General features: G+C 63.2%; 16 protein-coding genes. 10 read left to right on the top strand and 6 right to left on the bottom strand.

The genetic code is table 11. The annotated features are described in order from the left end of the window. Window positions 1-176: 176 nt before the first annotated feature. Entirely contained in the window at window positions 177-968 is a 792-nt protein-coding gene (locus tag NKH67_RS11150) for an alpha/beta fold hydrolase (protein WP_352501558.1), read from the top strand. A 74-nt stretch (window positions 969-1,042) separates the two neighbouring features. On the opposite strand, the gene NKH67_RS11145 is transcribed toward NKH67_RS11150, so the two are convergent. Together NKH67_RS11145 and NKH67_RS11140 are read right to left on the bottom strand one after the other, a co-directional pair. Then, a complete protein-coding gene (locus NKH67_RS11145) occupies window positions 1,043-2,335 on the bottom strand; it encodes a M23 family metallopeptidase (RefSeq protein ID WP_352501559.1) in 1,293 nt (430 codons plus the stop codon). Window positions 2,336-2,473: 138 nt separating this feature from the next. Next, entirely contained in the window at window positions 2,474-2,941 is a 468-nt protein-coding gene (locus NKH67_RS11140; RefSeq protein WP_352501560.1) for a peroxiredoxin, read from the bottom strand. A gap of 96 nt (window positions 2,942-3,037) precedes the next feature. On the opposite strand from NKH67_RS11140, the gene NKH67_RS11135 reads away from it, so the two are divergent. Beyond that, the gene (locus NKH67_RS11135; protein ID WP_352501561.1) at window positions 3,038-6,415 is read left to right on the top strand and encodes a hypothetical protein; all 3,378 of its coding nucleotides are present in this window, start codon (window positions 3,038-3,040) and stop codon (window positions 6,413-6,415) included. 428 nt (window positions 6,416-6,843) lie between these two features. Here the strand turns inward: NKH67_RS11135 and NKH67_RS11130 are convergent, their stop codons facing one another. Next, a complete protein-coding gene (locus NKH67_RS11130; RefSeq protein WP_352501678.1) occupies window positions 6,844-7,407 on the bottom strand; it encodes a TetR/AcrR family transcriptional regulator in 564 nt (187 codons plus the stop codon). A 110-nt stretch (window positions 7,408-7,517) separates the two neighbouring features. Here NKH67_RS11130 and NKH67_RS11125 point away from each other — a divergent pair, with 110 nt between their 5' ends. Together NKH67_RS11125 and NKH67_RS11120 are read left to right on the top strand one after the other, a co-directional pair. Further along, window positions 7,518-8,306: an SDR family NAD(P)-dependent oxidoreductase gene (locus NKH67_RS11125; RefSeq protein ID WP_352501562.1), complete on the top strand. Its 789-nt coding sequence runs from the start codon at window positions 7,518-7,520 to the stop codon at window positions 8,304-8,306. Between the two features lie 58 nt (window positions 8,307-8,364). After that, the gene (locus NKH67_RS11120; protein ID WP_352501563.1) at window positions 8,365-9,459 is read left to right on the top strand and encodes an alkene reductase; all 1,095 of its coding nucleotides are present in this window, start codon (window positions 8,365-8,367) and stop codon (window positions 9,457-9,459) included. Window positions 9,460-9,998: 539 nt separating this feature from the next. On the opposite strand, the gene tyrS is transcribed toward NKH67_RS11120, so the two are convergent. Continuing rightward, entirely contained in the window at window positions 9,999-11,252 is a 1,254-nt protein-coding gene (tyrS, locus tag NKH67_RS11115; protein WP_352501564.1) for a tyrosine--tRNA ligase, read from the bottom strand. A gap of 387 nt (window positions 11,253-11,639) precedes the next feature. Here tyrS and NKH67_RS11110 point away from each other — a divergent pair, with 387 nt between their 5' ends. Beyond that, on the top strand, window positions 11,640-12,368 hold the full coding sequence (locus tag NKH67_RS11110; RefSeq protein ID WP_352474713.1) for a glycosyltransferase family 2 protein: 729 nt from the start codon (window positions 11,640-11,642) through the stop codon (window positions 12,366-12,368). Next, window positions 12,361-12,693, top strand: coding sequence for a lipid-A-disaccharide synthase N-terminal domain-containing protein (locus tag NKH67_RS11105; RefSeq protein WP_023674681.1), 333 nt, complete (start codon window positions 12,361-12,363; stop codon window positions 12,691-12,693). The genes NKH67_RS11110 and NKH67_RS11105 overlap by 8 nt, the downstream gene beginning before the upstream one ends. Before the next feature lie 40 nt (window positions 12,694-12,733). On the opposite strand, the gene NKH67_RS11100 is transcribed toward NKH67_RS11105, so the two are convergent. Continuing rightward, complete coding sequence (locus tag NKH67_RS11100; protein WP_352501565.1) at window positions 12,734-13,384, bottom strand: FMN-binding negative transcriptional regulator; 651 nt, start codon at window positions 13,382-13,384, stop codon at window positions 12,734-12,736. 6 nt (window positions 13,385-13,390) lie between these two features. Continuing rightward, window positions 13,391-14,065, bottom strand: a complete 675-nt coding sequence (locus NKH67_RS11095) for an alpha/beta hydrolase (RefSeq protein WP_023674683.1) — start codon at window positions 14,063-14,065, stop codon at window positions 13,391-13,393. A gap of 255 nt (window positions 14,066-14,320) precedes the next feature. Between NKH67_RS11095 and NKH67_RS11090 the strand changes: the two genes are divergently transcribed. The 4 genes from NKH67_RS11090 (at window position 14,321) to sufC (ending at window position 18,246) form a co-directional block, all read left to right on the top strand. Continuing rightward, window positions 14,321-15,499 (top strand): cysteine desulfurase family protein, encoded by a 1,179-nt coding sequence (locus tag NKH67_RS11090; RefSeq protein ID WP_352501566.1) that lies wholly within the window; start codon window positions 14,321-14,323, stop codon window positions 15,497-15,499. A gap of 188 nt (window positions 15,500-15,687) precedes the next feature. After that, on the top strand, window positions 15,688-17,205 hold the full coding sequence (gene sufB / locus NKH67_RS11085; RefSeq protein ID WP_352501567.1) for a Fe-S cluster assembly protein SufB: 1,518 nt from the start codon (window positions 15,688-15,690) through the stop codon (window positions 17,203-17,205). 19 nt (window positions 17,206-17,224) lie between these two features. After that, window positions 17,225-17,491, top strand: a complete 267-nt coding sequence (locus NKH67_RS11080) for a hypothetical protein (protein ID WP_352501568.1) — start codon at window positions 17,225-17,227, stop codon at window positions 17,489-17,491. Beyond that, window positions 17,491-18,246 carry a Fe-S cluster assembly ATPase SufC gene (gene sufC, locus NKH67_RS11075; RefSeq protein WP_023674687.1) on the top strand — a complete coding sequence of 252 codons (756 nt, stop codon included), beginning with the start codon at window positions 17,491-17,493 and terminating at the stop codon, window positions 18,244-18,246. Before NKH67_RS11080 ends, sufC begins: the two co-directional genes overlap by 1 nt. Window positions 18,247-18,264: the final 18 nt, after the last annotated feature.

Here is an 18,264-nt window from a genome sequence, read left to right as displayed (position 1 = left end):
GTATGAAGCGCCACCAGCTGGACGGGACGCCAGGCATGACCTTTGACCGGCATTCCGATCAGCGCCCTGAAGCCCATTTCGGAACCCGGCTGTGAGCCGGCCAGGGATCGGAGTTCGTTGCGCCTTTCCGTTGCAGGGAGCATACTTGCTCTCGTCGGTCTGCGGGAGGAGATGCGATGCCGAAGCTGACCCTCGACGGGATTGATCTCGGCTATGAGGTGCGGGGCGACGGGCCGCCGGTTCTGTTCGTCCACGGCAGCGTCACGAACGGCATGATGACGTGGTCCGCGCAGCAACCGCTTGCGGAGCGCTGGAAGCTGGTTGTGGTCGACCGGCCGGGATACGGATCAAGTTCCCCTGCCGAACGCGAGGATTTCGTCGTCGACGCCAGACTGGTCGCCGGATTCCTCGATCGGACGCATGACCTCTGGGGCGAAAGCCGCGTCCATCTGGTCGGGCATTCCTATGGCGGCGTCATCTCTCTTCTTGCAGCAGCGATGCGCCCGCGAGCAATCCGTTCGCTCACGGTGATCGAGCCGCCGGCCTTTGACCTTGCGCGCGAGGATGTTGCCGTCAATGAACTCGTGACGCGCCTGAAGACCCACTGGCAAAGCGGACCGCGCGACGATCCCGCGCTTTTCTTGCGCCAGTTTCTCCATCTGGTCGGCTCGGCGATACAATTGCCAGACCCGCTGCCGCCCCCGCTCGCGCAAGGCGCGGCCATGCTCGTCGTCGAACGCGGGCCATGGGAGGCCGAAATTCCGCTTCGGCAACTTGCCGATGCGCCGTTCCCGAAACTGGTGGTATCCGGCGGGCACAGCGCAGCATTCGACGCCGTCTGCGACGTGCTCGAAAACGTGCTTGGTGCCGATCGTGCCGTGATCGCCGGCGCGGGGCACAGCGTTCAGCAGACCGGTGAGCCGTTCAACCGGCGGCTCGGCGCGTTCATGGCTGCTGCTGAGGGCTGAAAGCGATCTATCTCTGATATTGCCTGGCGGGCGGTTGGCGCGCGACAGGCTTCACGCCGAATGAATCGCCGGCTCTACAGATACCGCTCGACCTTCTTGCCGACGGTCAGGAACCGCAGCGGATCGATCGCCTCGCCATTGTGGCGGACCTCGTAGTGCAGGTGCGGGCCGGTCGAGCGGCCGCTGTTGCCGGTCTTGCCGATGACGTCTCCGGCATCGAGCTTCTGGCCGACGGCGACGTCGATTTCGCTGAGATGCCCGTAACGCGTTACAAAACCGTTGCCGTGGTCGACCTCGATCATGCGGCCGTAGCCGCCGTTCCAGCCGGCCTTGACGACGACGCCGCCTGCCGTGACCTTGGCCGGCACACCGACCGGCGCCCTGAAATCCATGCCGGAATGCAAGGCGGCCGTGCCGAGGATGGGGTCGGTGCGCACGCCGAACGGGCTGGTGACGCTGCGGCCGGGGGCGGGGTTGGCGAGCGGCAGCCGGCGCGCTTCCTTTTTAAGATGATCCAGCGCGTCAAGAGCCTCGTCCAACTCCTTGACCTTGCTGTCGAAGACCAACGAGCTGTCGAGTGGTATCAGCGGGCCGCCGACGTCGCTCTTTTCGAATTCGCTGTCGACGGGCAGGCCGGCGGCCTCGAGCGCCTGCGAAATCGCGTCGGCGCTTTTGTAGGCATTGTCGGCAAGTGTGGCGATGCGGGTGAGCTGCTGGCTCTCGATGGCCTTCAGCGAGTTGTTGATCGAAACGAAGAGCTTGTCTGCCCGGTCGGCCGCGCTTTCGCTCGGCAGCGGATCGGCGCGGGTCGACCACAGCGAGAACGGCCTGGTGTCGTCAACGCCCACAGCAGCGGCAAGGGGGGCGGCAAGGCTGGCGACGGAATAGGCCGTCGGCTGGATGCTGCCGGTCGCGTCGGCATGTTCGTCCGGCTTTGCCGCCGGCACCGGCGGCGTTGCGACCTCGTTTTCGGCTCGTTCGAGGATCGGGCCGAGGCGGCCGTGACGCAGGCTGAGCTGGCTCTGCCGCTCCAGCAGCTCGCTGACCTTGGTTTCCATCAGCTGCTGATCGAGTAGCTGGCGGCTGGTGATGCGGTCGACCTGGCTGCGCAGTGCCGAGATGCGGTCTTCGTAGGCCTGCTGCATGCGCGCCTGCCGCGCCGTCGTGGCGCCGATCAGATCGTCGCGCAGCACCAGATAGGAGGTCGCCAGCAGGTAGCCGATGACGACCGCCGCCAGCGCCGAGCCGCAAAATGCCGCAAGCCAAGGGCGTATGGTGAAATGCCTTATCTGGTCGCCCCGGGCGATGATGACCGTGTGGGGCTCTCTGCGTCTGCCGAAGACCGCTGACTGACTGGCTACGTTCACGGGACCAAGCTTTCGTTACGACACCAACGACGAGCCTGATTACACATTATTAGGGTTAACAAAGTTTTGCCGGATCGAACGACAGGCAAAGGTCTTCGCGCAAAACGGGTATCGAATTACAGCGGCCTGGCGCAGCTCTCAAAGGGCGCGAACCGCCTCCAGCACTTCTTCGGCGTGCCCCCTGACGCGGACGTTGCGCCAGATCCTGGCGATGCGTCCGTCGCGGCCAATCAGGAACGTCGCCCGCTCGACGCCCATATAGGTGCGACCGTAGAGCTTCTTTTCCACCCACAAATGGTAAGCCTCGATCACTTTGCGCTCTTCGTCGGCGACAAGGTCGACGCTCAGATCGTATTTCGCCTTGAATTTGTCGTGTTTCTTGACGTTGTCCGGCGAGAGCCCGATGACGACGGCGCCGGCCTTTTCGAACTCCGGCTTCAACTGCGAAAAGCCGATCGCCTCGTTGGTGCAGCTTGTGGTGTCGTCCTGTGGGTAGAAATAGAGTACGATGGGTTTTCCCAGCAATGCGGCGAGGCTGAGTGAACCGCCGCCGTCGCGCGGAAGTTCGAACTGCGGCGGAACATCGCCCACGTCGAGGTCAGCCATACCGATGCCCTTGTTTGAGGTTACGCGCCAGGCTGCATCGATATAATGTCGAGCGGGGATTCGTCCACGATCGAATTCGTTTCAACGGAAGATTGCGTGGATCAGGAGCTACCGCAGCACGAGAAGATCAGGTTCAGGCGTGACGAGATCACCGACCTGGGAACCTTTCCGTCCGCGTGCCGCGTCCCGCCGCTCGGCCAGGCGTCGATCGGTCGCGGCGTCCGTTTGATGGCGCGGCTGTTTGCCGGCCTTGTCGCCCTTGTGCTGCTGGCTGGCGCCGGCGTCTACGCGATCGGCGTGTCCGGCTTCGGCTCGGAGCGGCTTCGCGCGGAAGCCGAAACGGCAATCGAGAGATTGGCCGGCTTCGATGTCGACGTTGCCGTCGGGCCGGCCCGGCTGACGCTTGACGGGTCGAGCTTCATTGCGCTGCAGGTCAGCGACGTCAGCCTCAAGACCGCCGACGGAAAACCAATGGCCGATGCCGGCCGGGTCCGCTTCGGCATCCGGCTGATCCCGTTGCTTTCGGGCGAGGTACGGCTGACCAGCGCCCGGATTTCCGACGCGCACATCGTCATGGCGGCAATGCCGTCCGGCGGCGACTGGACGGCCGGGCTGCGCAACCAGGATGGCCTCATCGATCCGGAAAAACTTTCCGCCGCCGTCTTCGCCAACGTCAACCGCGCGCTCGATGCGGTGCGCGAGGATTCGATGCGCCAGATCGATCTGCGCAACGTCGAGCTGGAACTGCCCGAGACCGGATCGGTCAAGTCGGTCACCATCGCCGACGCCTCCGTGTCGCAGACGGGACCGGGAAGCATGGAGTTTTCATCCGATGCGGATGTCGACGGCAGGGCGCTTACCATCGCCGCTTCCGCCACCCGTGATCCCGCGACGCGACGCATCACCACGCTGGACGCCAGCATGCAGGCGGCGGATGCCGACGCTGCGGCAGCAGGCGGCAAATTGGGCGCGATCGCCTTGAAGCTGGCGGGGTCGGAAGGGACCGGCGACAACAGTTCGCGGCTGACCGCCGCCCTGTCACTGACCGGATCGGTGCTCGATCTCGGTTCGCGCGGCCTGCTTCCGGCCGACATCGATCTCGATGCGACGCTCGTCGCCGGGTCGAACAAGATCCAGGTCGAAAGCTTGCTGGTGAAAACCGGCCGCTCGACCTTCGATTTCGCCGGTTCGATCGGGCCGAAGCCGGCTACCGGCGCAGCGGGCGAGGAGCCATCCTATCGTTACGACCTGACCAGCGACGGTTCGACCCTGGCGCCTTCGGATTCGCCGGAGCCGGCGCTCAGCTTCATTGCCCGTATCGCCGGCGTCTACCAGCCGACGAGCCAAAAGCTGGTCGCCGAGCAGATCGGCGTCCGGTCCGGACCGGGCAGCGAAGTGCTGGGCACGGCTTCGGTTTCATTCGTCGCCAACCAGGCGCCGGGCATATCGGTGGCGCTCAATGTCCACGACATGCCGGTCTCGCACGTCAAGCAATTATGGCCATGGTTTTCGGCGCGCAATGCCAGGCTGTGGGTGCTTAAGAACCTGTTCGGCGGCCGCGTCGTCGATGGCAGCCTGCAGTTCCAGGTCGTGCCCGGACGGCTCGGCAACGGCGTGCCGCTTTCCGCCGATGAAGTGTTCGGCCGATTCCAGGTCGAAGGATCGCGCTTCGACACGGCCGGCCGCATTCCGCCGATCCGCGATGCCGTTGGCGTCGTCGGCTTCCACGGCAATGACGTCGACGTCGCGCTGTCGTCGGGCAGCGTCTATATGCCGAGCGGCCGCACGGTGGCGGCGAGCAACGGCACGCTCACCGTCAAGGCGGCGAACCATCCGCCGGTGATCGGCGCGCTCGACATCGATGTCGCCGGCGAGGCGCCGGCAATCGCCGAGCTGGCATCCTTTGACCCGATCAACGCCATGCGCCATGTCGGCCTGCTGCCGGACGACCTGTCCGGCACGGTGACCGGCCACGTCAAGGCCGATATTCCGCTGCAGTCCGGTGTCGACTCTTCCAAACTCGATTGGCTGGTGGCGCTCGACTACAAGGACCTGTCGCTGGGCAAGCCGTTCGAGGGCCAGACAGTCAGCCATGCCGACGGCTCGATCACGGTCGCGCCCGACCGGGCGGTGATCTCGGCCAAGGCGCTGCTCAACGGCATTCCGGCCGAGCTCGACCTGATCGAGCCGCTCAGGGATGGCGGCCCGCCGCGCAGTCGTAAAGTGGCGCTGGTGCTCGACGACAAGACGCGCGCCACCGCCATGCCTGGCCTGTCGACGCTGCTTTCCGGAACCATCAAGGTGGCGATCGACAAGAGTGGCACCGGCAACCAGAACGTGTCGGCCGACCTGACCAATGCCAAGCTGGACATCCCCTGGGCCGGCTGGAGCAAGGGGCCTGGCATTCCCGCCAAGGTCGTCTTCGCCATGGCGAAGACCGGCGACACCACGACGCTCTCCAATTTCGAACTCGATGGCAAGACCTTTTCCATCGACGGCAGCGCGGTGCTGGTCAACGGCGCCTTGTCCTCGGCCCGGTTCAGCAAGGTCACGTTGAACAGGGGCGACGACGTCGCCGTCTCGGTGAAGCGGTCGGGCAAAGCCTATGCGGTCGAGGTCAGCGGCAGCGCGCTGGACGCACGCTCGCTGATCAAGCAATTCACGTCCGATGTCGATACCGCCACCAAGACCACCGGCGTCGATGCGATCTCGGTCAGCGCCGACGTCAGCTCCCTGACCGGCTTCCACGACGAGGTGCTGTCGAATCTGAAACTCGACTACAGCGCCGCAGGGTCCCGGGTGAACGGGCTCAAGGTGAGCGCCACGGCAAGTTCGGGAGCCGCCATCACCATCAGCAACACGACCGGCGGCGGCCTGCGCACGCTCAACATGAAGTCGGCCGACGCCGGCGCCATACTGCGCTTCCTCAACATCTACGAGCATATGGAAGGCGGCTCGATCACGCTGGCGCTCACCGGGGCCGGCGACGGTCCGATGAAAGGCCAGGTCGACGCCAAGAACTTCTTTGTCGTCAACGAGCCGAAGCTCGCCTCGATCGTGTCGACGACGCCGGCCGGCGACAACCGCAGCCTCAACGAGGCGGTCAAAGGCAATCTCGACACGTCGAGGGTGAAGTTCGAGCGCGGTTTCAGCGAGATCGATAAGGGCAGCGGCTATCTCAAGCTGCGCAACGGCGTACTGCGCGGCTCGCGCATCGGCACCACCTTCCAGGGCACGCTCTACGACCAGAACAACAATATGGACATGACCGGCACGTTCATGCCGGCCTACGGCGTAAACCGCATCTTCGGCGAACTGCCGCTGATCGGCGCACTGCTCGGCAACGGCCGCGACCGCGGCCTGATCGGCGTCACCTACAGGCTCAAGGGCAACGCCAACAAGCCGAACCTGGAGGTCAATCCGCTATCGGTGATAGCGCCCGGGATTTTCAGGTCGATCTTCGAGTATCGCTGAGGTCAAAACCCAATTACCTCGAGCGACCGAGTTTTGATCTTAAGCGGCCGCTCGTCCGCCCCGCGAATTCACGCCCATGATCCAAAGGCGACTGACGTCCGCCCGGGCCTAAATGGCCGCTTTGCGCCTAATGTCGGCCGTTAAAGTTAGTTGTGCCACCGCCTTACAGCGGACATCACCGGCGATCGCGCTTGAGGACGTAGTTGCGCCAGGAGCGGTCATTCGATGTTCTGCCGTTGAACGGCTTCATTCGCCAGTTTAGCGGAAATTGGGCGACAGCATGGTTGCCTCAACAGGGAAGTTCGAAACCCTCTTGGTCCGCGGATCCCGCTGATTGCACGCTGCCGTGCGATATTCTGCAAGATAGCCACCCAACCAACGCCGATAGCCGCATTGCTCTCGACAAGAGCACTCCTGCCGCAGACCACCTAGCTGGCAGACACTTGGCTGATCCCGGCATCGACCCAGGCGCGCGTCTGCTCAAGCACTTCATCCGACAGCGCGGGATCGTCGATCGCCCGGGCGAGGATTACTGCCCCCACCATCGCTGCCCAGCTTCCGATCGCCGCGCGGCGTCTGTCTGCCGGATCCAACTCCGGGAGCGCCTTGCCGATACGGTCGATCTGCGATCGTAGGCCTTCCGTCATGGCCGAGCGTGCAGCCGGGGTCTGATGGCGGATGGCTGAGGCAAGGCCCGCCGTCGGGCAACCGCCGGCGCAGTTGTCGCGATGCCGGGGCGAAAGATAGGAACCTACATAAGCGCGAAGATCGCCCCCTCCGCCTGAGTCCGCGGCGAGGACGTGGGCAAGGGTCTGCGCGATCAGGTCGTCCTTCGAACTGAAATGGCCATAGAAGCCGCCATGGGTGAGCCCGGCGGCCTTCATCACTTCCGCCACGCTGACCGCGTCGAACCCCTTCTCGCGAAACAGCCGGCTGGCCGCATCCAATATCCGGTGACGGTTCTCCGCCATCTGCTCTCGACTGACCTTCATTTCAAAATTCTCCGTCGGCCCCGTTGACATTTACATGATGCCCATCATATTTAGCCGCAATCATGATGATCGTCATGAATATAGGTTCCATCAGAGAAAAGAGCAATGCCATGACCACCATTCCATCAGTCCTCATAACCGGCGCCTCCACGGGCATCGGAGCTTCCTATGCCGAACGGTTCGCCCGCCGCGGACACGACCTCGTGCTCGTTGCCCGTGACGTGGCACGAATGGAGGCACTGGGAGCCCGGCTCCGTCAGGAAACTGGCGTTGCGATCGATATCATCCAGGCTGATCTTACGCAGCCTGCCGAGCTTGCAACGGTAGAGACGAGGCTGCGCGATGACGCCCGCATCGGGATTCTCGTCAACAATGCCGGAACAGCCATCGGCGGAAGCTTCATCGAGCAGAGTACCAATGACGTCGCCCGGCTCGTTGCGCTCAACACGACCGCGCTTCTGCGACTTGCCAGCGCCATCGCCCCGCGTCTTGCGAAAGCTGGCGAAGGGTCGATCGTCAACATCGGCTCCGTGGTCGGGCTGGCGCCGGAGTTCGGGATGACGGTTTACGGCGCAACCAAAGCCTTCGTGCTGTTTCTGTCGCAGGGGCTCAGCCTCGAGCTCGCGCCGAAGGGTGTCTACGTCCAGGCCGTGCTGCCCGCCACGACGCGTACGGAGATCTGGGGCCACGTCGGCGCCGACATCAACACGCTCTCCAACGTGATGGAGGTGGACGATCTGGTTGATGCGGCGCTGGTCGGCTTCGACCGCCGCGAACCGGTGACCATCCCGCCGCTTCCCGATGCCGGGCAGTGGGATGCGCTTCAGGCCGCGCGCCAGGCCATGCTTCCGAACTATCGGAACGAACATCCCGCCGAGCGGTACCGCAAGGTCGCCTGAGCACCAACGAATCCATTTGATAACGACCTCGTCGCGGCGGGGACAAACAAGGTGACCTATGACCAACAAAGCACTTTTTGAGCCTTATTCTCTCGGCTCGCTGACGCTCTCCAATCGTATCGTCATGGCGCCCCTCACGCGCAATCGCGCTGGCCCGGGCTTCGTTCCGGGCGATCTTGCCGCCGAGTATTACGGCCAGCGGGCCTCCGCCGGCCTGCTGATCTCCGAGGCCACGCAGATCTCGCGGCAGGGACAAGGTTACCAGGACACGCCCGGCATCTATTCTCAGGCTCAGATCGACGGCTGGCGAAAGGTCACGACCGCGGTGCACGCCAAGGACGCGCGGATTTTCCTGCAGCTCTGGCACGTCGGCCGCGTCTCGCACGTCGATCTGCAGGAGAACGGCGCCGCGCCCGTCGCGCCCTCGGCAATCCGGGCCGCGACCAAGACGTTCGTGAACAACGGCTTTGTCGAGGTTTCGGAGCCCCGCGCGCTGGCGCTCGACGAGCTCGCGGGGATCGTCAACGATTTCCGGCAAGCAGCCGCGAACGCCATTGAGGCCGGCTTCGATGGCGTCGAGATTCATGGCGCCAACGGCTATCTGCTGGACCAGTTCGCCAAGGACGGTGCCAATGTCCGCACGGATGCTTATGGCGGATCGGTCGAGAACCGCGCCCGGCTGATGCTGGAGGTTGCGACTGCGGTGGTCGAGGAGATCGGCGCAGAGCGCACCGGCATCCGGATTTCGCCCGTCTCGCCCGCCAACGGCGTCTCGAGCAGCGCCCCCCAGGCGCAGTTCGACTATATCGTCGATCAACTCGATGCTTTGGGCATCGTCTATATCCATGTCGTCGAGGGCGCCACGGGCGGATCGCGCGATGTCGCGCCGTTCGACTTCGGATCGCTCCGCCGCCGCTTCAACAATACCTATATCGCCAATAACGGCTATGACCTCAACCTCGCGGCGTCGCGGCTCGCCGAGGGCAAGGCGGACCTCTTCGCCTTCGGGCGCCCGTTCATCGCCAATCCCGATCTTGTGGAACGGCTGAAGACGCGCACGCCGCTGACGGAGTTCAACTCGGCGACGCTCTATGGCGGCGGCTCCGCTGGCTATACCGACTATCCCGCGATCGCCGCCTCAAGCCGCCCATGAGCTATCGGAGGGCGGCGCCTGCGAGGCAGCCATCCCACGTGACAGCAGCGCCTCAGGGCATCTCTCTGGCGTTCCGCTCGAACTGGTGTCCAAACCCAGGGATTCAGGAGGGCCATGGAGGGCTATAGCATAGACGTTAGCTCCTCTGGTCCGCCCAGGACCAGCCAGGCGAGATTCGTAGCACGTCGTACGTTCGCTTTACCGGCGCAAGCGGACCCGTTCACCGTGATTTCGACTGTCGTGAATGGGTCAGATCGCGTCGATGCATGGGGGCGCCTGAACGTCCGCTTCTCACATTCCAAGCCTCCAAGCCTCCAAGCCGCAAGTCCGCTTCCGTGCCTCGAACAAGACGTTCATCGAAGCGCCGCAGAACGTCCGCTATTTGCGCTACCTGCTCGATCCGATCGATGAGACGAATGGCACCTCGGCCATTCTCGGGAGCTAGCTGATTAACCTCGGCGGTGATTCCGAACCGAAGGTAAGCGCCGCAAGATGAAACCGGTTTCGGAAAAGATCTAACAGGAAGTACCGGGCCCTGGTCAGACCGGCCGCACCAGAACGTGTTTCTTCTTGCCGAGCGACAGCTTCGCGACGTTTTCCGGGCCAAGGTCCTGCAGCGTCACCATCCTGCGATCGTCGGCCACGAGCTGGTCGTTGAGGCGCACGGCGCCGCCCTGGATATGCCGCCGTGCCTCGCCGTTGGACCCGGCCAGCCCGGCGGTGACGAACAGCGACAATATGCCGACGCCGGCTTCAAGATCGGTCCTGCCCACCTCGACGGTTGGCAGTGTTTCGGCGAGCGCCCCTTCTTCGAACGTCTTACGCGCCGTTTCGCTGGCCTCCTCCGCCGCCTCGCGGCCATGCAGCATGGCGGTGATTTCGGTGGCGAGGATCTTCTTGGCTTCGTTGATCTCCGAGCCGCCGAGCCGTTCGAGGCGTCCGACCTCGGCGAGTGGCAGGGTCGTGTAGAGCCTCAGGAAACGGCCGACATCGGCATCCTCGGTGTTGCGCCAGTATTGCCAGAACTCGTATGGGCTCAGCATCTCCGCATCGAGCCAGACCGCGCCCGAGGCCGACTTGCCCATCTTGGCGCCGGACGAGGTGGTGAGCAGCGGCGTCGTCAGCGCATAGAGCTGCGCGCCTTCCATGCGATGGCCGAGATCGATGCCGTTGACGATGTTGCCCCACTGGTCGGAGCCGCCCATCTGCAGCCGGCAGCCGAGGCGCTTGTAGAGCTCGACGAAGTCGTAGGCCTGCAGGATCATGTAGTTGAATTCGAGGAACGACAGCGACTGCTCGCGATCCAGCCGGAGCTTGACCGAATCAAAGGCCAGCATGCGGTTGACCGAAAAATGCCGGCCGACATCGCGCAGGAAATTGACGTAGTTGATGTCCATCAGCCAGTCGGCATTGTTGATCATGACGGCGTCGTTGGGGCCGCCGCCAAATTTGAGGTAGGGCGTGAAGTTGCGGCGGATGCCGGCGAGATTGTCCTCGATGTCCTGCGGCGTCAAAAGCTTGCGCGCCTCGTCCTTGAACGACGGATCGCCGATCATCGAGGTGCCGCCGCCCATCAGCGCGATCGGCCGGTGGCCGGTCTGCTGCAGCCAGTAAAGCATCATGATCTGGATCAGCGACCCGGCATGCAGGCTCCTGGCGGTGGCGTCGAAGCCGATATAGGCGCTCACCGTTTCCGTGGCGAAAAGCTGGTCGAGGCCGGCATCGTCCGAGGTCTGGTGGATGAAACCGCGCTCGCTCATCGTGCGCAGGAAATCGGATTTGAAGGCGGACATTTTCTTTCCCGAAAAGCTTCCGGCCGAACGCGGCTCGGCCATGCATGAAGGCGGGCGTTTAGCACTCAAGCGCGATCAGCAAAAGTGGAATCCGGTTTTGCGACACCCTCTTGCCTTCTCCCCTTGTGGGAGAAGGTGGATTGGCGCGCAGCGCCGAGACGGTTGAGGGGTGTTGGACGGAGTGCCGTCGTTGCCAAGCTGGAACACCCCTCATCCGACCGCGCTTCGCGCGGCCACCTTCTCCCACAAGGGGAGAAGGGAGAACCCCAAGCGTGCGGCCTGCTTGCGTCATTGTTTCGGCTGGCGTAATGAGGCGCCGCGCCAGCGGGGCTCTTCCACTGGACCGCGCGGCATCGATCGAATGCCATATCCTGTGACAGAGTCGAGATGCCGGAGATATCCATCGTCATTCCTTGCCGGAACGAGGCGGCGAACCTGCCGCTTCTGCTCGACGAGATCGGCACTGCCATGGCCGGGCGGGACTTCGAGGTCATTGTCGTCGACGACGGCTCGACAGACGATACACCTTCGGTGCTTGCCGCAGAGGCAGCGCTTCGCCGGTTTCCGCTGCGCCATCTCAGGCATGAAAAATCCGCCGGCCAGTCGCTCTCGGTGCGCTCAGGCGCCTGGGCGGCGCGCGGCGATATCGTCGCCACCATCGATGGCGACGGCCAGAACGACCCCGGCTACATCCCGGTGTTGATCGACGCGCTGCGGCAGGCTGGTCCCGAAGTCGGGGCCGCGCAGGGACAGCGTCTGAAGCGCCGCGACAGCAAGATCAAGCAACTGGCGTCGCGTTTCGCCAACGGGCTGAGAAAAGCCATCCTGCACGACGAGACGCGGGATACCGGCTGCGGCCTCAAGGCGATCTACACCGACATTTTGCGGAAATTGCCGTTCTTCGACGGCACCCACCGCTTTGTTCCGGCGCTGGTCATCCAGGAGGGCTACCGCGTCGTCCATTGCGATGTCGTCGACCGCTCCCGCCGTCACGGCAAATCGAATTACGGCATCTTCGATCGCGGCCTGCAGGGCGTGCTCGATCTTGCCGGCGTCTGGTGGCTGCGCCGCAGGCGCCGCAGAATGCCCAAAGTAGAGGAAATCAGGCATGGGTAACGTGCTTCAGGAATTGGCGACCTGGCTTCACGATGTTTTCGTCAAGCAATTCGATGCCTGGGTTCTGCTCGGCTTCGTCGCCCAGTTCTTCTTCACCATGCGCTTTCTGGTGCAGTGGGTGGCGTCGGAAAAGGCCAAGCGCAGCGTCGTGCCGATCGCCTTCTGGTTCTTTTCGCTGTTCGGCGGCGGCCTGCTGCTGATCTACGCCATCCAGCGTCAGGATCCGGTGTTCATCGCCGGCCAGGCCATGGGCCTGTTGATCTACATCCGCAATCTCTGGCTGATCGCCAACGAGCGCAAGGCGGCGATGACCAAGGTCGATTGAACCCGCCACCGGCTTGAACCGGTCGAGCAAGCAATCCAGATTACTTGCCGTCCAGCCCGCCGTAAGACCTTACCAGCCGGACCATGTCGGCCGAATCGGCAGTCTCGCTCTCGAGCCCCTCGGCGACACCGACGCGGTCGGCGGCCGGGCGGTTCTGGCTGACTTTCCATTTGCCGCTGATTTCGGTGATTTCGATCTCCAGGCCGACGATGCCCTTGATCTGCGACTGGATGAAGGGTGCCGGCGCGTCGGTCACCGCCCACGGCGCCGAGCGGCTGCCCTCCTGCGACATCGTCAGATCGGAAATCTGCTCGGCCAGCCAATCCTGGTCTTCGATCACCGTGACGCTGCCGCGCACCTGGACGATGGCGTAGTTCCAGGTCGGTACCACCTTGCCGGTTTCACGCTTGGTCTCGTACCAGGACGGCGTCACATAGGCATCGGCGCCCTGGAAGACGACCAGTACCGGCGCCGGGGGATTGTCGGCCAAAAGCCGCCATTGCGGATTGGCTTTGGCCAAATGGGCGCGCAGCCTGCCGTTCGGGGGCACATCCGCGTCAAGAAGAAAGGGAATCGCGTTGGCGACCGGCCCCTCGACGCCGTTCGACACCAGCAGGCCAAGCGGATGCGCCCGGATCAGCCCGTGCAGGACGTCCGGCCGTGTTTCCTGGAAGTGAGGCGGTTGGTACATCGCCGATTATCTCAGCCGCTTCGGCCGTGGGTCGGACAGTTCCCCGGCCAGCCGGCGATCCAGGTAGTCCGCGCATTCCTCGATCAGAAGCTCCGCATGGTTGGCAAAGAAATGGTTGGCGCCGGGCAGGGTCTTCTGGGTGATGGTAATGCCCTTTTGCGTGTGCAGCTTGTCGACCAGGCCCTGCACGTCCTTGGGCGGCGCGACCTTGTCGGCGTCGCCGTGGATGATCAGGCCGGACGACGGGCATGGCGCCAGGAACGAGAAATCATAGGTATTGGGCTGCGGCGCGACCGAGATGAAGCCCTCGATCTCCGGCCGGCGCATCAGAAGCTGCATGCCGATCCACGAGCCGAACGAATAGCCGGCAACCCAGCAGCTCTTGGAATCCGGATGCAGCGACTGCACCCAGTCGAGCGCCGCGGCGGCGTCGGACAATTCGCCGGTGCCGTGGTCGAACTCGCCCTGGCTGCGGCCGATGCCGCGGAAATTGAAGCGCAGCGTGGTGAAATTGCGCTTCTGGAACATGTAGAAGAGGTCATAGACGATCTTGTTGTTCATCGTCCCGCCGAACTGGGGGTGCGGGTGCAGGACGATGGCAATCGGCGCGCTCTTTTCCTTCGAGGGCTGATAGCGACCCTCCAGACGGCCGGCCGGACCGGTGAAAATGACCTCAGGCATGAAATACTCCACTTGGCATAAATTGCGCGGCGCCCGGAACAACTCTTCCTCTGGCCCCAGTCTTCCCTAGGCCTTGACGCAGGGCGAGCGTCTTTCTAGAAGCTAGTTTAGAATTGTTCAAAACTGGGCGGCCAAAAATTGTGGCTCGGCCACCCGCGCCGCAAGCCGCGTAAATAGGACGTCTTGCCTTGCAATTTCAAGGAAATAACGCGCTATCTTCGCGGAACGGCTTTTGAAGGGACCAGTTGGACGGAAATGGCCGGAGCACGCGCCTACCTCGACTACAACGCCAGCGCGCCGCTGCTTGCCTCGGCGCGCGCGGCGGTGGTGGCTGCGCTCGACGTTGCCGCCAACCCGTCCTCGGTTCATGCCGAGGGCCGCGCTGCACGGCGGCTGATCGAGGACGCCAGGCGCGACGTGGCGCGACTGGTCAACGCCAGGGCCGAGCATGTCGTATTCACCTCCGGCGCGACGGAAGCGGCCTCGACGCTGCTGACGCCGGACTGGCAGATGGGCCGCGGCGCTGTCCGCATGAGCCGGCTCCATGTGTCCGAGTCCGATCATCCCTGCCTGCTGAACGGCGGGCGTTTCCCCACGGGGCAGGTAACGCGGATCGGCGTCGACGCCGACGGCGTCGTCAGGCTCGACGTTTTGGCCGAGGCTCTCGCCCAGCATGACAAGGCCGAAGGCTTGCCGCTGGTGGCCATCCACGCTGCCAACAATGAGACCGGCGTCATCCAGCCGGTTGGCCGCATTGCCGAAATCGTCAAGGCGGCGGGTGGCATCCTGGTTGTCGATGCCGTGCAGGCGGCGGGCCGCATTCCGCTCGATATGTCAGCGGGTTACGCAGACTATCTGATTCTCTCCTCGCACAAGATCGGCGGACCCAAGGGCGTCGGCGCCATGGTCGCGGCGTCGGACCTGATGATGCCAAGACCGCTGGTCAGCGGCGGTGGCCAGGAAAAAGGCCATCGCGGCGGCACCGAAAACCTGGCGGCGATTGCCGGGTTTGGCGCGGCGGCGCGCGAGGCGTCTGCCGGCTTGCAAACGATCGAAACGGTGCGGCAGCGTCGCGACGAAATCGAGGCGATCGTGAAAACGCTTGTTCCGGACGCCGAAATCTTCGGGACCGGCGCGCCAAGGCTTGCCAATACGACATTCTTCGCTATTGCCGGCATCAAGGCCGAGACGGCGCAGATTGCCTTCGACCTGGCCGGTGTGGCGCTCTCGGCTGGATCGGCCTGTTCGTCGGGCAAAGTAGGGCCGAGTCACGTGCTGAAAGCCATGGGTTATAGCGACAGCCTCGGCGCGTTGCGCGTGTCCGTCGGCCACGCGACCAGCGCTGAAGACATTGAGCTGTTCCGTTCGGCGCTGGCGACGATCGTCGCGCGCCAAGCCGGTAAGGAAAAGGCAAGCAGGGAACGAGCCGCCTGAGCGCGGCAGACGAAATGTAGGGCCTTGCGGCCTGGTAGAGCCGTGCGTTCGCATTTGGCCGGGTGAATTTCCGGCATGAACGCACTATATGAAACTTACGCCGCCTCGGGTGCCTGATGGGTGCTCGTTTGCGGTGCCATAGTTTGAAAACTGCCGGGCCTTGACCCCGGCGTGGATGGAGAACGCTGATGCCTGCTGTGCAGGAGACGATCGATCGAGTTCGAAAGATCGATGTCGACCAGTATAAATACGGATTCCAGACCGAAATCGCGATGGACAAGGCCCCCAAGGGCCTGAGCGAAGACATTATCCGCTTCATTTCGGCGAAGAAGGACGAGCCATCCTGGATGCTGGAATGGCGCCTGGAAGCCTATCGCCGCTGGGTGACGCTGGACGAGCCGAAATGGGCGCGCGTCCACTATCCTAAAATCGATTTCCAGGACCTCCACTATTACGCCGCGCCCAAGAGCACGCCGGGGCCGACTTCGCTCAGCGAGGTCGATCCCGAACTGCTGAAGGTCTATGAGAAGCTCGGCATTCCGCTCAGGGAACAGGAAATCCTCGCCGGCGTGCAGAAGACCGATGCGTCGGAGCTCGAGGAAGCCAGCGACAACGTCTACAAGTCGGGCCGCGTCGCCGTCGATGCGGTGTTCGATTCCGTCTCCGTCGTCACCACTTTCAAGAAGGAGCTGGCGCAGGCCGGCGTCATCTTCTGCTCGATCTCGGAAGCCATCCGCGAGCATCCGGAGCTGGTGAAGAAGTATCTCGGCTCGGTCGTGCCGACCTCCGACAATTTCTACGCAACGCTGAATTCGGCCGTGTTCACCGACGGTTCGTTCGTCTTCGTGCCCAAGGGCGTGCGCTGCCCGATGGAACTGTCGACCTATTTCCGCATGAACGAGAAGAACACCGGCCAGTTCGAGCGCACGCTGATCATCGCCGAGGAGGGGGCTTACGTCTCCTATCTCGAAGGCTGCACGGCGCCGCAGCGCGACGAGAACCAGCTTCATGCCGCGGTGGTCGAACTGGTCGCGCTCGACGATGCCGAAATCAAATATTCGACGGTGCAGAACTGGTATCCCGGCGACGCCGAAGGCAAGGGCGGAATCTATAATTTCGTCACCAAGCGCGGCGACTGCCGCGGCCATCGCTCGAAGATTTCGTGGACGCAGGTCGAGACCGGTTCGGCGATCACCTGGAAATATCCGAGCTGCATCCTGCGCGGCGACGATTCCTCTGGCGAGTTCTATTCGATCGCCGTCTCGAACGGCTACCAGCAGGTCGACAGCGGCACCAAGATGATCCACCTCGGCAAGAACACGTCGAGCCGCATCATCTCCAAGGGCATCGCCGCCGGCTACTCGCAGAACACCTATCGCGGCCAGGTCTCGGCGCACCGCAAGGCGACCAACGCCCGCAACTTCACCAATTGCGACTCGCTGCTGATCGGCGACCAGTGCGGCGCACACACCGTGCCCTACATGGAAGCCAAGAATTCGACGGCGCAGTTCGAGCATGAGGCCACCACCTCGAAAATTTCCGAGGACCAGAAGTTCTACGTCATGCAGCGCGGCATCCCGGAAGAAGAGGCGATCGCGCTGATCGTCAACGGCTTCGTCAAGGACGTCATCCAGCAGCTGCCGATGGAGTTCGCGGTCGAGGCGCAGAAACTGATCGGGATCAGCCTCGAGGGGAGTGTTGGGTGAGTTAACTGGAACGGCGATCATGGATTTGTTCAAGCGGATAGAAGGCTTGATATTTGCCGTTCTGATGCTCTTGCTGACATTGGCTGTTGGTGGTGCTGTGATGGCGTTGATAGGCGCAGTGTTTGGCTTGAGTTCGACAAAAACTATTGGTGGTTCGATTGCAGGCTTAAGCGCGGCTGGGTTTTTTGGCTGGATGTTGGTCACCAGCAAGTTTGTACGCCCTTTTCGAGCTTTTAGAAAAGTTCCGTCGCAGGCCGGGCACCGCGAACAAGAAAGTGGAAAATAATGCTTGAAATCAGAAACCTCCATGCCCGTATCGTCGATGACGGCACCGAGATCATCCGCGGCCTGAACCTGACGGTCAGGGCCGGCGAGGTCGCCGCCATCATGGGGCCGAACGGCTCGGGAAAATCGACGCTGTCCTATATCCTCGCCGGCCGCGAGGACTATGAGGTCACCGAGGGCGACATCCTCTACAACGGCCAGTCGATCCTCGAAATGGATCCGGCCGAGCGCGCAACCGCCGGCATCTTTCTCGCTTTCCAGTATCCGATGGAGATACCGGGGGTGGCGACGATGGAATTCCTGAAAGTGGCGATGAACGAGCAGCGCAAGGCGCGTGGCCAGGAACCGCTGAAGATCCCGGAATTTCTCAAGCGCGTAAAGGAAGCTGCCGCCTCGCTCAACATGGACATGGCGATGCTGAAGCGGCCGCTCAATGTCGGCTTTTCCGGCGGCGAGAAGAAGCGCGCCGAGATCCTGCAGATGAAGCTGCTCGAGCCGAAGCTGTGTGTCCTCGACGAGACCGATTCCGGTCTCGATATCGACGCGCTGAAGATCGTCGCGGACGGCGTCAACACGCTGCGCTCGCCGGATAGGGCCATTGTCGTCATAACCCACTATCAGCGCCTGCTCCAATACATCGTCCCGGATACGGTGCACGTGCTCTACAGGGGCCAGGTGATCAAGTCGGGCGACAAGTCGCTGGCGCTCGACCTCGAGGCCAATGGCTATGCCGGCGTGATCGGGCAAGCCGCGTGAGATGCAAGCGGGCCCGGA

The organism is Mesorhizobium sp. M0968 (genome assembly GCF_040319065.1).
In the GTDB taxonomy this organism is placed as follows: domain Bacteria; phylum Pseudomonadota; class Alphaproteobacteria; order Rhizobiales; family Rhizobiaceae; genus Mesorhizobium.
The sequence above is the reverse complement of the archived record's forward strand: the minus strand, read 5'-3'. Positions and strand labels throughout refer to the sequence as shown.

Excerpts from the sequence above, each read along its gene's own strand:
- NKH67_RS11150 (WP_352501558.1), top strand. The coding sequence starts at position 177 with ATGCCGAAGCTGACCCTCGACGGGATTGATCTCGGCTATGAGGTGCGG.
- NKH67_RS11140 (WP_352501560.1), bottom strand. The coding sequence starts at position 2,941 with ATGGCTGACCTCGACGTGGGCGATGTTCCGCCGCAGTTCGAACTTCCG.
- NKH67_RS11130 (WP_352501678.1), bottom strand. The coding sequence starts at position 7,407 with ATGAAGGTCAGTCGAGAGCAGATGGCGGAGAACCGTCACCGGATATTG.
- NKH67_RS11125 (WP_352501562.1), top strand. The coding sequence starts at position 7,518 with ATGACCACCATTCCATCAGTCCTCATAACCGGCGCCTCCACGGGCATC.
- NKH67_RS11120 (WP_352501563.1), top strand. The coding sequence starts at position 8,365 with ATGACCAACAAAGCACTTTTTGAGCCTTATTCTCTCGGCTCGCTGACG.
- tyrS (WP_352501564.1), bottom strand. The coding sequence starts at position 11,252 with ATGTCCGCCTTCAAATCCGATTTCCTGCGCACGATGAGCGAGCGCGGT.
- NKH67_RS11110 (WP_352474713.1), top strand. The coding sequence starts at position 11,640 with ATGCCGGAGATATCCATCGTCATTCCTTGCCGGAACGAGGCGGCGAAC.
- NKH67_RS11105 (WP_023674681.1), top strand. The coding sequence starts at position 12,361 with ATGGGTAACGTGCTTCAGGAATTGGCGACCTGGCTTCACGATGTTTTC.
- NKH67_RS11100 (WP_352501565.1), bottom strand. The coding sequence starts at position 13,384 with ATGTACCAACCGCCTCACTTCCAGGAAACACGGCCGGACGTCCTGCAC.
- NKH67_RS11095 (WP_023674683.1), bottom strand. The coding sequence starts at position 14,065 with ATGCCTGAGGTCATTTTCACCGGTCCGGCCGGCCGTCTGGAGGGTCGC.
- NKH67_RS11090 (WP_352501566.1), top strand. The coding sequence starts at position 14,321 with ATGGCCGGAGCACGCGCCTACCTCGACTACAACGCCAGCGCGCCGCTG.
- sufB (WP_352501567.1), top strand. The coding sequence starts at position 15,688 with ATGCCTGCTGTGCAGGAGACGATCGATCGAGTTCGAAAGATCGATGTC.
- NKH67_RS11080 (WP_352501568.1), top strand. The coding sequence starts at position 17,225 with ATGGATTTGTTCAAGCGGATAGAAGGCTTGATATTTGCCGTTCTGATG.
- sufC (WP_023674687.1), top strand. The coding sequence starts at position 17,491 with ATGCTTGAAATCAGAAACCTCCATGCCCGTATCGTCGATGACGGCACC.